This is a genomic window from Gaiella sp., from assembly GCF_039915195.1.
GTDB lineage: Bacteria > Actinomycetota > Thermoleophilia > Gaiellales > Gaiellaceae > Gaiella.
This window is the reverse complement of record NZ_JBDSNT010000028.1, coordinates 1-12,973: the sequence shown is the minus strand read 5'-3', so window position 1 is coordinate 12,973 and position 12,973 is coordinate 1. Positions and strand designations below refer to the sequence as shown.

At 66.9% G+C, this 12,973-nt stretch carries 12 protein-coding genes, 2 tRNA genes and 1 pseudogene; 7 read left to right on the top strand and 8 right to left on the bottom strand.

Going from position 1 to position 12,973, the window contains the following annotated elements:
• The first annotated feature begins 229 nt into the window (after positions 1-229).
• Positions 230-2,158: an EAL domain-containing protein gene (locus ABIR74_RS02765; RefSeq protein WP_348175086.1), complete on the top strand. Its 1,929-nt coding sequence runs from the start codon at positions 230-232 to the stop codon at positions 2,156-2,158.
• A 40-nt stretch (positions 2,159-2,198) separates the two neighbouring features.
• Here ABIR74_RS02765 and ABIR74_RS02760 read toward each other — a convergent pair whose 3' ends face one another.
• The 8 genes from ABIR74_RS02760 to ABIR74_RS02725 all read right to left on the bottom strand — a co-directional run bounded on the left by ABIR74_RS02760 (position 2,199) and on the right by ABIR74_RS02725 (position 5,766).
• Positions 2,199-2,360 carry a hypothetical protein gene (locus tag ABIR74_RS02760; protein ID WP_348175085.1) on the bottom strand — a complete coding sequence of 54 codons (162 nt, stop codon included), beginning with the start codon at positions 2,358-2,360 and terminating at the stop codon, positions 2,199-2,201.
• Positions 2,361-2,435: 75 nt separating this feature from the next.
• Complete coding sequence (locus tag ABIR74_RS02755; protein WP_348175084.1) at positions 2,436-2,744, bottom strand: hypothetical protein; 309 nt, start codon at positions 2,742-2,744, stop codon at positions 2,436-2,438.
• A gap of 110 nt (positions 2,745-2,854) precedes the next feature.
• Positions 2,855-2,927: transfer RNA gene (locus ABIR74_RS02750), tRNA-Glu, on the bottom strand.
• Between the two features lie 65 nt (positions 2,928-2,992).
• Positions 2,993-3,217, bottom strand: a complete 225-nt coding sequence (locus tag ABIR74_RS02745; protein WP_348175083.1) for a hypothetical protein — start codon at positions 3,215-3,217, stop codon at positions 2,993-2,995.
• A gap of 87 nt (positions 3,218-3,304) precedes the next feature.
• Positions 3,305-3,856, bottom strand: a complete 552-nt coding sequence (locus ABIR74_RS02740; protein ID WP_348175082.1) for a hypothetical protein — start codon at positions 3,854-3,856, stop codon at positions 3,305-3,307.
• Between the two features lie 220 nt (positions 3,857-4,076).
• Positions 4,077-4,147, bottom strand: a tRNA-Gln gene (locus tag ABIR74_RS02735).
• 38 nt (positions 4,148-4,185) lie between these two features.
• Complete coding sequence (locus ABIR74_RS02730) at positions 4,186-5,067, bottom strand: HD domain-containing protein (RefSeq protein ID WP_348175081.1); 882 nt, start codon at positions 5,065-5,067, stop codon at positions 4,186-4,188.
• Positions 5,068-5,130: 63 nt separating this feature from the next.
• A complete protein-coding gene (locus tag ABIR74_RS02725; RefSeq protein ID WP_348175080.1) occupies positions 5,131-5,766 on the bottom strand; it encodes a uracil-DNA glycosylase family protein in 636 nt (211 codons plus the stop codon).
• Positions 5,767-5,790: 24 nt separating this feature from the next.
• Here ABIR74_RS02725 and ftcD point away from each other — a divergent pair, with 24 nt between their 5' ends.
• The 6 genes and pseudogenes from ftcD to ABIR74_RS02695 all read left to right on the top strand — a co-directional run.
• Entirely contained in the window at positions 5,791-6,696 is a 906-nt protein-coding gene (gene ftcD / locus ABIR74_RS02720) for a glutamate formimidoyltransferase (protein WP_348175079.1), read from the top strand.
• 11 nt (positions 6,697-6,707) lie between these two features.
• The gene (locus ABIR74_RS02715) at positions 6,708-8,363 is read left to right on the top strand and encodes a cyclic nucleotide-binding domain-containing protein (RefSeq protein ID WP_348175078.1); all 1,656 of its coding nucleotides are present in this window, start codon (positions 6,708-6,710) and stop codon (positions 8,361-8,363) included.
• 6 nt (positions 8,364-8,369) lie between these two features.
• Positions 8,370-9,932, top strand: coding sequence for a histidine ammonia-lyase (gene hutH, locus ABIR74_RS02710; protein ID WP_348175077.1), 1,563 nt, complete (start codon positions 8,370-8,372; stop codon positions 9,930-9,932).
• Positions 9,932-10,306, top strand: coding sequence for a hypothetical protein (locus tag ABIR74_RS02705; protein ID WP_348175076.1), 375 nt, complete (start codon positions 9,932-9,934; stop codon positions 10,304-10,306). The genes hutH and ABIR74_RS02705 overlap by 1 nt, the downstream gene beginning before the upstream one ends.
• A complete protein-coding gene (gene hutU, locus ABIR74_RS02700; RefSeq protein ID WP_348175075.1) occupies positions 10,306-12,036 on the top strand; it encodes a urocanate hydratase in 1,731 nt (576 codons plus the stop codon). The genes ABIR74_RS02705 and hutU overlap by 1 nt, the downstream gene beginning before the upstream one ends.
• Positions 12,033-12,973 (top strand): annotated as a pseudogene (locus ABIR74_RS02695) (hypothetical protein); the annotation flags it as partial. The gene hutU and the pseudogene ABIR74_RS02695, both read left to right, overlap by 4 nt.

The window sequence follows — 12,973 nt, the reverse complement described above, 5'->3', positions numbered from 1 at the left end:
TGTCCTGCTCGGGCCGGGCGCCTTTTGCCGGTTCCGAAACGGCGGGTTCCGCGTTGCCCGACCGGCCCGGGCGATACAGGAAGCGCACTCGCGTCACGGACTCCCGCTGTTGCCGACGAAGAGAACGTTCCGGGCATGAAACAACTGATACAATCGCCTTATCGGGCTGGGTCTAAATCAGTCACGGCGGGGGTCGGCGAGGGCGTTCTCTGACTTGCGATTTCGTTCGGTGTCCGTGGATGCTTTCTGGCAAGGGGTCATCGATTCGATCCCTGCCAACGTTGCTGTGCTCGATCGAGACGGTGTCGTCGTGGCCGTGAACGCGGGGTGGTCGCGGTTTGCGGAGGAGAACGGTGGAGCCAACGTCGGCGTCGGTAGTGCCTACCTCGCTGTGTGCGATGAAGCAGAGGAGATGGGCGACCAATCCGCTGGGGACGCGGCCCGGTTGATCCGTGGGGTGATGGGCGGAGACCCCGAGCCGGGTCTCTTGCACTATCACTGTGACAGTCCCAGTGTGCGGCGACGTTTCCTGATGCGGGTCGCTGCCGGCGCTGCGCAGAGCGTCGTTGTGATGCACTTCGATGTCACCGAGGGTGCCGAGACGGACGAGCGTCTTCGAGTTCAGGACGCGGTGCTCGGCGAGATCGATGCGGCTGTGATGGCGTTCGACCAGGGCTTGTCCCTCACCTTTTGGAACACTGCGGCCGAACGTCTGTTCGGGTTGAGTCGGGCGGACGTCCTCGGGACGAACGTGTTGGCTCGTCTCGAGCCCGGCCGCCCGTCGGGCGGGTTGCGGGAGCACCTCGGGGAAGTGGCGCCGGACGAAGCCGTGCACGGCGTCTTCGACATGAAGGGCGTCGAGGGGGAGACTCTCTCTGTGCAGGTCGATGCGAAGGTGGTTCTCGACGTTTCGGGATCGACCATCGGGGCGATCGTCGTAGCTTCTGACATACGCGAGCGAATCTGGTATGAGCGCGAGCTACGGAGTGCACGCGACTACCTGGCTGCGGTAATGGTGTCCATCCCCGATGGACTCTGCACGGTCGACGGCGACGGATTCGTGTTGGAGGTCAATCGGGCAGCCGAGCACCACCTTGGATGGACGGCAGCCGACCTAGGTGGGTGCCGCCTGCACGACGTTCTGCACGCGGCCGCCGAGCGGGACGATGCCCATTCGTTTGATGATTGCCCGATCACGAAGGCGGGCGCAGGCGACGAGGCGGTCATAGTCGCGGACGACTCCTTCGTCTGCCGAGACGGAACGCAGCTCACCGTCGCCTACAAAGCTGCCCCGGTTGAGGCCATATCTGGCCGACACGGTGTCGTCGTGGTGTTCAGGGATACGACCGAAGAGAAGGCAGAGCGCGATCGTCAGCGGCTCGAGTTGCTCGAGTTGTCATGGGCCGCCCGGGTGCGCGAGGCGCTCGAAACGGATGCATTCACGCTCTACGCTCAGCCCATCATCGAGATAGCAACGGGCAAAACCGTTCAGTACGAGCTGCTGCTACGGATGCTTTCCAAGGGCCAGGTCATCTTGCCCGGTGAGTTTCTCCCAGCGGCCGCGCACCATGGGCTCCTCATCGACATTGACCGCTGGGTCGTTCAGCACGCAGCGGAACTCGCCGCCGGCGGGCATCCCGTCGCGATAAACATCTCTGCGCAGTCGCTCTCGCAGCCGGTTTTCTCCCGCTACGTCGAAGAGGTGCTTGCGTCCACGGGAGTCGATCCCAGCCTCATCGTCATCGAAGTGACAGAGACCGACGTCGTCGAGAACCAGGGAGCAGCATCCGACCTTCTCGGCCGTCTCACGAGCCTTGGCTGCAAGGTCGCCCTCGACGACTTCGGAACCGGTTACGGTGGCTTCCTCTACCTCAAGCGGCTAACCGTTCATATCCTCAAGATCGATCGTGAGTTCGTCACCGACCTCGATCACAACGATACAAACCGTGCAGTGATACAGGCGATTGTGGGCCTGGCAGAGGCCTTCGGACAACACACGATCGCCGAGGGCATCGAGGACGAGCCGACCCTACGTGCCGTTGCCGACCTGGGCGTCAAATATGGTCAGGGATATCTGTTCGGGCGTCCAGCCCCCGCGGCCGACATTCTCGTCAACACGGAAGGAGACACCCGTGGATATCCAGAACTCGCAAGCTGAGGGCCAGGAATCACTCGATCGCGATCAAGCCGTCGCCGACCTAGATCAAGCAGTTGGAGATCGCGAACAAACGGTCGCCGACACCGAGCAGCGCCGCGTCGACGCCAGCAGGGTCGAGACGGCCGACCGGTCCCCCGATTCGCCTCGAGCCACAGTCGTCCGCAACCTCCAGAGACGCGACCAAGACCGTCGCGATGCCCATCAGCATCAGCTCGACAAAACACAGGGAGGACGCGATGAGCGACAGACCGTCCTAGACGAGCAGCAAGACGAAGCTCTAGCGCTCGACGCTACTGTCGACACGCCAGAGCGCGCGGCCCGCGAAGCAGTCGAGAGGGCCCATGCCGCACGTCGACGTGCCGAAGCCGCACTCGAACGCGCCGAAGCCGCCTATCACCGCGCAGAGCTGCTCCACCAGCGCACTACTGCCCAGACTCAGGACGATCACCCCGCTACCTGAGGTATCGCGGATACAGCCACGGGGACTGAGATTGGCTGTATAGGTAGCTGTAGCTGCTGCCATCGTGTAGTTGATCGCCTTGGCGGCGATCCAGTCGCCATAGTGGAGCAGGCGGTGATGAGCCACTTGCGGATCGACGCGACCGCCGTCGACCTACGGGCTCTTCATCGTCCTACGATGGAGGCTGTCCGGGACCTCTATGGAACAGACCTTCCGGGTTTCAGCGAAAGCAGAGATAGCCCATACGGGATTCGAACCCGTGCCGCCGCCGTGAGAGGGCGGTGTCCTAGGCCACTAGACGAATGGGCCGTGCGGCGAAGGAGTGTACCGAACCTCGCGCCGGTTGCTCCGAGAGTGCCGGAACGCAGGGCAGCCTACGGCGTTGTGACCGGGCCGCTCTCCCCGTCGCGACCGTCGATCCGCGCCTCGAGTCCACGGCGGATCTCCTCGCCGGTCGTCAGCAGCGCGTCGTAGCGGATTCGGCGTGGTGGGAGCTTCACGATACGTACCGTTTCGTCGCGATCTCCGTGGCACCGTGCGTATGCTGCCGCCTCGTCGAGCGGCTTCAGTCGTTCACCGTTTCGCCGAAGCCATGCCATGAACAGACACCTAGCAGGTTCCGGTCCGCGTGGGAACCCGGCCGCCCGGCCGGGTTCCGCACTTTGCAGACGAAACCTACTGCCCGATCAGTGCCATGGCTTGCAGGACCAGGGGCTCCAGTCGCGGCCCGATGCAACGAAGTACTTGTGCGCTGCCCTGGTTTGCGCGACCGCGGTCGACCCGTGACCGAAGATCCTGCGCTCGCTCGATCCCATCTGGAAGAGACCGAGATACTGCCCGTTCTGCGCGTTCGTGAGGAGGCCCGACTCGCATCGCGAGACGGCGAGGGCCTGCCCACAGTACGTGCCGAACACGCGGCAGATAACCTGCGGAGGACTTTGCGCCGCAAGTACTGCGAGGCGGTGCGCCTCCGCGCGGCGGGCGATCGCAAGCCGCGTCTCGGCCGCCTTCCGGTCGGAACGCTCGAGACTCAGCGTGTGGACTTGCAACTGGCGCTTTGCCTCCGTGGCAAAACGAGGGTCGTTCAGCAGCCAGCTGTGCGTCCTGAGGAAGCGGAGCACTTGCCGGTCTTTCTTCATCGTGCTCAGGTGCTTGGTCAGCTGCGCGCCGAGTCCGGAACGGGACTGGGACTGGGCCGTCGCCGGCAGGACCAACAGAATCAGGGCGCACGCACCCATCGCTAGGGTTCTCAGATCTGACCTCCATCTCGGGGACAGGGCTCACGGTGCCGTGCGAAAATGCGGCCCGCTCGTGTCTCTCGTTCCCACCACGGTAGCGAACAGTGCACAAGGAACGCCGAGAAACCTTACAAAACCCTTGGAAGTACTGTTACGAGCGTTGTCGTCCCGAACAACAAGAATGCCCGCTTGTGGGGGGCGCGACGATCGACGGAACGAGCTGCGGGACAGGGACTCGAACCCCAACTTCCGGAACCAGAATCCGGCGTCCTACCATTAGACGATCCCGCACGGCTCGCGCGGGATGGTAGCAATCTCGCCTGCGGCGGTCAGAGATCGAGCCGATACACCGAGACGAGCCGCTTCTCGTTCTCCGTGTCGATGTGAGCGATAACCTCGACGTACGGCTCGATGCCGGACCCCCGCAGTTTCGCCTTGAGCAGGCCATCGACCTGAAAGAGACCCGAGGAGTTGTTCATCAGGATCCCGATCTTGACGGGCCTCTCGTCACCGTCCTCGATCGTCACCTCCTCGATGGCTGCGGCGGAGAGCGAGTGCATCGAGACCGAACCCGCCTCGAACGGGATGCGCGAGCGACCCTTCGCCATATCGAGTGCGTCGGCGACCCTGAGGATCCCCGCCTCGAGGGCCAGCGGCTCACCGTCCGAGCGATGGCTCGTGATCGCTTGCAGCACCTCCGAGATGATCACGGTGCGCTCGGGCTCGTCATAGATCCCGTCCAGTAGATCGCGCATCTTCGGCTCCGAGAGGAAGAGGCTGAAGTCCTCATGGCCACGGCGGTGCACGGACATCCCGACACAGTGCATCAGCGCCGAGAGCACGACAATCACCTCCGAGTCCTCGTTCGTCAGTCCGTAGTCGCGCACCGCCGACGGCTCGACTCCGTGTTTCGTCAGCTGGCGCAGCAACTTCAACGCAATGTTGACGACGACCTGGATGTGGACCCACGAATGGTCGTTGATCTGCATGCGAGCGACGGCGTTGACGTTCGAGACGTGCCACCACGCCTTCAGTTGAGCATCGGCGTTCGCACGATCGATGACGCGGCGGAGCTTTCGGTTCCCGCGTTCCGGGAACCGTATGCGCATCCCCTCGATCGCCTCCGCGGGCGTCATGCGAGTCTCGCGAACAGCCTCCGACGAGACGGGGCCGTCGATGCGCTGCTCGATCTCGGGGTCGAGATGACTCACCGTCGATCTCCGGTCAGGATCGTCGCCATCGGGAGGCATCGTCGCACACAAGCCCTCTCGCGGTCAGTCAGGCTCGTCGAGACGCGCGATCTCGCGCCGGGCATGCGTGAGGGCCTTGCCGAGCCGTCGTCGGTTCGTTGGATCATTGAGCCAGGAGCTCGCACCGGAGGGATGGGGTAGCGGGATCACGATCGCGTCGTCTACGAGGTAGCTCTTGCCCACGCACTCGATGAGCGTGCGGGCGCCGACGATCGCGGTCGCTGCGAGTCCGCCGACCGTGAGGATCAGCGTGGGGCGGAGAAGACGGAGCTCCTCGACACGCCAGGATGTGCAGAGGCGCCTCTCGGCGGGGGAGGGCGTTCGATCGCCGCGGCCCGACACCCGCCCCGGGTAGCAGCGCGTGACCGATGCGCAGTAGAACGTTGCGTCGAACCTCGCCTCGTCGAGCTGGAGCCAGCCGCGCAGCGTTCGCCCGGCCCGGCCCTGCCACGGTGCGCCGGTGACACCCTCGACGATCCCGGGTGCCTGCCCGTAGAGATACGCCGGTCGCCCCGCTCCACCCTGCACGACAGGAGCGGATGAGATCGAGAATCCGGCAGCCGCGCACCGACGGCAGAGGGAGAGGTCGCGGTGGAGCCCTGCGATCGAGCGGTAGCGGCGATCGGTCTGCACGGAAGGCACGGGTGTCGTGGGTGGCATTCAGTGCAACCGTAGAGTAGGAGCGTGACGCTCCTCGAATCGGTGCCGAATGTCTCCGAAGGTCGTGACCCCGGCGTGATCGAGTCGATTGCGCAGGCGCTCCGGCAGCGGGGGCGCGTGCTCGACATCCACTCGGACGCAGACCACCACCGCTCCGTCTTCACCGTGGTCGCCGGGGCCGACGATCTCGTCGGCGCTCTCCTCGAGGGGATAGCGCGGGCAGCCGAGCTGATCGACCTACGGCACCACGATGGCATCCACCCGCGGATCGGCGCCTCCGACGTCGTGCCCATCGTTCCGATCGGGGACTCCGGGATGGAGCTCGCCCGGGACGTGGCGCTCACGCTCGGGCAGCGGGTCGGCGCCGAGCTCGGGCTGCCCGTCTTCCTCTACGGAACGAGCGGCGGCGGCAAGCGTCCTGCGTTCTTCCGCCACGGTGGCCCGGCCGAGCTGCAACGCCGGATCGATACAGGCGAGGTGCGGCCGGCGTTTGGCCCAGCGCGCCTCGATCCGCGGGCAGGAGGCGTCCTGATCGGGGCGCGTCCGCTCCTGATCGCCTTCAACATCGACCTCTCCACGGGTGATCTCGAAGATGCCAACGCCATCGCCTTGGCCGTACGGGAGTCGGGCGGCGGTATGCCCGGCGTTCAGGCCCTCGGCCTGCTCCTGCGCGACAGCGGTCGCGTGCAGGTGTCGCTGAACGTGATCGACGTGTCGGCGGCACCGCTCGTCGAGGTCGTCGGCCGCGTGCGAGATCTCGCAGCGCTTCGGGGGGTCGAGGTCGGGCCGAGCGAGCTCGTCGGCCTCATTCCCGAGGCCGCGGTTGCTCCTGCGGCTGCGCTCGGGCTCCCGGATCTGCCCGACGCAAAGGTGCTCGAGCGCCGGCTCTACCCCGGATCACCGTCGACAGAGGGCACAGCGGGGGAATAGTCTCGACCTTCGTGGAAGTTGCCCAGCTCTCTCCACTTCGAGCGCTCGCCGCGAACCCCGTGTTACGCCGCGAGGCGGGCGCTCTCGGCCTCTATCGGATGGCAGAGTTCGGGCCCTGGGTCGCGATGCTCGTCTACGCCTACTCGGAGGGCGGCGCGACCGCGACCGGCGTCGTCTCGCTCGCGTTGCTGATACCGACGGCAATCGTCGCGCCCTTCGCCGGGCCTCTGATCGACCGTTTCGGGGCGAGTCATGTCCTTCTCGGGGCCTATGTAGCGCAGGCACTCTCGATGGGTGCGACCGCCGCATCGCTTCTCGCGGGTGCTCCGCCCGTCGTGAGCTACGCGCTCGGCGCACTGACCGCCATGGCCCTCGTCGTGACCCACCCTGCCCACGCGGTCGTTTCGCCCGGCATCGCCCGGACGACCGAGCAGCTCGTCGCGCTCAACGCGGTGACGGGATGGATTCTCAGCATCGGCCTCGTACTTGCGCCCGCATGTGCCGGATTGATCCTTGCCGTCGCGACGCCGGGTGCCGTCTATGCCGCGGGAGCGACATGCGTTGTCGTCGCGGCGCTTCTCGTCGTGCCGCTGCGCGACCTCGTCCGTCCGCTTGTCCGCGACGAGGAGGCCTCCGCGGCCGGGGCGTTCCGGCAGCTTGACGAGGGAGCTCGCGCGCTCGCACAGGCAAGTGCGCCGAGGGAAGTCGTGGTCGTCCTCGCCGCCACGTTCCTGATGGTCGGCGCCTTCGACGTTCTCGTCGTCGTCCTCGCCGTCGGATCGCTCGGGATCGGAGACTCGGGAGCCGGCTACCTGACTGCTGCCCATGGTGCGGGAGCCGTCGTCGGCGCGGTCACGTCGCTCGCGCTCGTCGGGAGATCCCGCATCGTCCCGGTGATGCTCGGCGCTGCTGTCCTCGGGGCCGCTGCGTTCATCGTTCTCGGATTCGCGATCACGGTCGGAGTCGCGTTCGCCGTCGCAGTTGTGACGGGTATCTCCCGCAGCCTGCTCGAGGTGTCGGGCCAGACGTTGCTGCAGCGCGTCACCTCGACCGAGATTCTCGCTCGCGTCTTCTCTTTCAAGGAGGGCCTCGCGATGGCCGCATGGGGAGTCGGCTCGGTTTCGGTGCCGATCGTGATCGGCATCGCCGGCCTCAAGGGGGCCCTGATCTTCACCGGGGCGATCGTGCCGATGGTCGTGCTCGTGCGGCTTCGACCGCTCCTCGCTGTCGATGCTGCTGCCGTCATTCCCGCCGTGACGATCGCCCTTCTACGCTCGGTCGGGATCTTTCGCGCGCTCCCCGCCCCTGCACTGGAAGGCGTCGCGCATGGTGCAATCGACGTCGCGGTTCCTGCCGGAGGCACGGTCTTCCGCCAGGGTGATGTCGGCGACCGCTACTTCGCAATCGCAGACGGAAGCGTCGAGGTGGTGCGCAATGGCATCCGCGTGAACACGCTCGAGCGAGGGGACGGGTTCGGCGAGATCGCCCTTCTGCACGATGTGCCGCGGACGGCGACCGTCAGCGCGATGACCGACGGCCGGCTGATTGCGATCGAGCGCGACGCCTTCCTCGTTGCGCTTACAGGGCACGCTCCGACGAGGGCGCGTGCCGAAAAGGTCGCCGAGGAGCGTCGTCCTACGACGGCGCAGTCGCTTGTGGATCGCTGACGTGCCATGAAGCGAGCGGTCCGAATAGACTCGCTGTCCGTGGCCGGACCACTCCTCCTGACCGGCGACGATCTCTCGGTCGACGACGTGTGGGACGTCGCGATCGATCTCAGGTGGGTTGCCCTCGCGCCGAGCGCCGTCGACCGGATGCGCCGATCGCGCAGCCTCCTCGACGACCTTCGCGGTGAGCACACGTACGGAGTCAACACCGGCTTCGGCCGGTTCGTCTCCGAGTCGATTCCGGACGATCAGGCCGAAGACCTCCAGCTGAGGCTGCTGCGCAGCCATGCGTGCGGGGTCGGGGTGCCGTACCCGGACGAGGTCGTCCGCGCTGCGATGGTCTTGCGGGCGAACGCGATCGCGAAGGGGTTCTCCGGCGCCCGTGTCGAGACCGTGGAGCTGCTCCTCGGCGTCCTGAATGCAGGCATCGTCCCGTACGTCCCGGCCCGGGGATCAGTCGGAGCGAGCGGTGACCTCGCGCCCCTCGCGCATCTGGCCTTGCCGCTCGTCGGCGAGGGCGAGGCGTCCCTCGATGGCGTCCGAATGCCTGGTGCGTCTGCCCTTGCAGCCGCGGGGCTCCAACCGGTACGGCTCCAGGCGAAGGAGGGACTGTCGCTGATCAACGGCACCCAGTTCATGTCGGCGATGGCGTCTCTCGGATTGACGCGCGCTCTGCGGCTCGCGCGAACGGCTGACGTTGCCTGTGCGATGTCGCTCGAGGCGCTCCAGGGCTCCCTGACGAGCTTCCATCCCGCCATTCACGCTGCGCGGCCTCACGCCGGACAGGTCGCCTCCGCCGCCAACGTGCGCCTGCTGCTTCAGGGATCTGCGATTCTCGAATCTCACCGGTGGTGCGACAAGGTGCAGGACGCCTACTCGCTCCGGTGCGCGGCCCAGGTACACGGTGCCAGTCGAGACCTTCTCGAGTACGTCGGCAACACCGTCTCGATCGAGATCAACGCGGCGACCGACAACCCGCTCGTCCTGCTCGAGGAACGTGAGATCGTTTCGAACGGCAACTTCCACGGGCAGCCGGTGGCCTTCGCGCTCGACTGCCTGGCGATCGCCGTCGCCGAGTTCGCAAGCATCTCCGAGCGACGCGTCGAGCGCATGGTGAACCCCAGCCTTTCCGAGGGGCTGCCAGCGTTCCTGACGCGAGAGGGTGGCATCAATTCGGGAATGATGATCTTGCAGTACGTTTCGGCATCGCTCGTCTCCGAGAACAAGGTCCTCGCTCATCCGGCGAGCGTGGACTCGATCCCTACGAGTGCCGGCCAGGAGGATCACGTCTCGATGGGAAACGCCGCCGGACTCAAGGCGCTGCAGGTGCTCTCCAATACCGAGCAGTCGCTCGCGATCGAGTTGATCGCAGGCGCGCAGGCGGTCGAGTTCCTTGCGCCGCTGCAACCGGGGCGCGGGGTCGCGGCCGCACGTGCATTCGTGCGCACGCTGTCAGAGAGACTGCGAGAGGACCGGTCGCTCTCCGCAGACATAGACCGTGTCGCCGCCGCGATCCGTGACGGTAGCCTGCTCGCCGCCGTCGTGGCAGACGTCGGGGAGGTGCACTGATGGCGCGAGAGCGGCGCGAGGAGCGGCCGCTTCCGGCCCATCCCTTCCGCGATACCGCGATCGTCTACGGGGTCATGGCCGTGATTCTGGTCGTGCTTGCCGGCGTCACCGGCGGGAGCCTGTTGCGAGCGATCGGCGCTGCGATCATCTTCTGGCTCGTCGCGACCGCCTGGAGTTGGTGGAAGTTTCGAAAGCGGATCAGGGAGCGCGATCTGGCGGAGGCTGCAGCTGCGGCCGACCCGGCCGTGAAGGTCGATCCCGGCGCGTCGTCGAGCGAGGGAGCCGCCAACCCGGGGCGCGCGGTAGAGCACGGCGCGGCGAACGGGAACGCCAACGGCAGCGGGCGCGGGGCCGGATCGGGAACCGATTCATGATGCCCGCAGACCCGCGCGTCGAGGAGCTCTGCGGTGACCTCTCGGCGATCAGTGCGCCTCGCGGGGGCGAGCTCAACGCGCTCTCGTGGCAGACCGAGGCGCCGCTTCGGATGCTGCTCAACAACCTCGATCCCGAGGTAGCCGAGCACCCGGAGGACCTTGTCGTCTACGGCGGCTCGGGCAGAGCTGCGCGGTCGCATCAGGCACTCCGGGACATCGTCGCGACGCTCCTGCGGCTCCGGGACGACGAGACGCTCCTCGTGCAATCGGGGAAGCCGGTCGGCGTATTCCGGACCCACCCCGGCGCTCCGCGAGTCTTGATCGCGAACTCGCTCCTCGTGCCGAAGTGGGCGACCTGGGACGAGTTCCGTCGGCTGGAGGCCGAGGGGTTGACGATGTTCGGACAGATGACCGCCGGCTCGTGGATCTACATCGGGACGCAGGGGATCCTGCAGGGGACGTATCAGACGTTCTGCGCGGCTGGTGAAGTGCATTTCGGCTCTGCTGACCTGTCCGGCCGCACGGTCCTGACCGCCGGACTGGGCGGCATGGGGGGTGCCCAGCCACTTGCGGCGACGCTGGCCGGGGCGGCGATCCTGTGCGTCGAGGTCGACCAGCGGTCGATCGACCGCCGACTCGCGACGCGCTACGTCGACGAGCAGGCGACGTCGCTCGATGACGCCGTCGCGCGGGTGCGTGCTGCCTCGGCGGCAGGAGCACCTCTCTCGGTCGCCCTGCTCGGAAACGCGGCCGACGTCTTTCCGGAGCTCGTTGCCCGCGGTGAGCACTTCGACTTCGTGACCGACCAGACCGCAGCGCACGATCCGCTGACCGGATACGTCCCCGCCGAGGTTCCCTTCGAGGAGGCTGCAGCGCTCCGTGACCGGGATCCGAAACGCTATCTGGAGCTCGCTTCCCAGTCGATCGTGACGCACGTCAGGGCCATGTGTGACTTCGTCCGGATGGGATGTTATGTTTTCGACTATGGCAACAATCTGCGAGGAGAGGCGTATGCGGGAGGCCTGACGGAAGCGTTTTCATACCCGGGCTTTGTCCCGGCCTATATCCGGCCGCTCTTCTGCCGGGGGATCGGGCCGTTCCGGTGGGCTGTCCTCTCCGGTGACCCGGCCGACATCGAGGTGATCGACCGCGAGCTGAAGGGGTTGTTCCCCGATGACATCCTGCTGCAGCGGTGGCTCGCGATGGCGCCCGAGAAGGTTGCCTTCCAGGGACTCCCGGCACGGATCTGCTGGCTCGGATACGGCGACCGTGCCAGGGCGGGCCTCGCGATCAACGAGCTCGTGCGCGCCGGACGCGTCTCCGCTCCGGTTGTGATCGGTCGGGATCACCTCGACTCGGGGTCCGTCGCCTCGCCCTACCGCGAGACGGAAGCGATGCTCGATGGTTCGGACGCGATCGCCGATTGGCCAATCCTGAACGCATTGCTCAACACGGCCGCGGGGGCGACCTGGGTCAGTGTCCATCACGGAGGCGGCGTCGGTATTGGCAACTCGATCCACAGCGGCATGGTTGTGCTCGCGGACGGCTCGTCGGATGCCGCCGAGAGGCTCGAGCGTGTGCTCGCGGCCGACCCCGGAACGGGCGTCATGCGCCACGCCGACGCCGGCTACGTCGAGGCGCTCGACGCAGCGCGCGACGGTGGCCTCGACCTGCCGAGTATCCGGGCGGGTGCGGAGCCCCCGTGCGCGGGGACACCCGCCGGACCATGACCGACCTGCTGATTCGCGACCTCGCCCAGGTTGCGACGCCCGCGGGCGCGGCAGGGCCGCTACGGGGGCCGGGGCTGCGCGGTGTCGTCGTCATCGAGGACGCGTACATCCTGTGTCGTGACGGCCGCGTCGAGAGCGTGGGGCGCATGGGCGAGCTCACGTCCGACCTGGCCGGTGGTATCCAGGAGATCGACGGGCGCGGGCTCTGCGCGATCCCGGGCCTCGTCGACTGCCATACGCACGCCTGCTTCGCCGGCGACCGCGTCAACGAGTTCTCGCTCCGGGCCGGAGGCGCCTCGTACGAGGAGCTTCACGCGGCCGGCGGAGGCATCCTCTCGACCGTGCGGGCGACGCGCGCTGCCGAGGAGGAAGAGCTGACGCGGATTACGGTGCGCCACCGAGGATGGATGCGCGCCCATGGAACGACGACGTTCGAGGGGAAGTCGGGTTACGGCCTCGACCGCGACACCGAGCTCTCACAGCTGCGGGCTGTGCGAGCCGCGGGCGGCGTGCCGACGTGGCTCGGAGCGCATACGGTGCCGCCCGAGTTCGATGGTGCGGACGCGTACGTGGACTTTCTCCTCGCCGAAGTTCTGCCGCAGGCGGCGACGATCGCCGAGGCTGCCGACGTCTTCCTGGAGCGTGGATCCTTCGATGCCGCCCAGTCACGACGGTACCTCCGTGCATGTGCCGAGGCCGGCCTGGCGCTTCGGCTTCACGGTGACCAGTTCACCGAGTCCGGGGCGATCGAACTCGCAGTCGAGCTCGAGGCGCGCTCCGTCGATCATCTCGAGGCGACGGGCCTCGAGGGCGTCGCGATCCTGGCCGCGGCGCGGGCCGACTTCGAGAAGCGCGACGTCCGCTCACTCTCCCGTCCTGCCCGTCCGGTCGACGCGGTCCCAGCGGTCCGGGTACGAGCCGAGGATGCGCAGCTCCG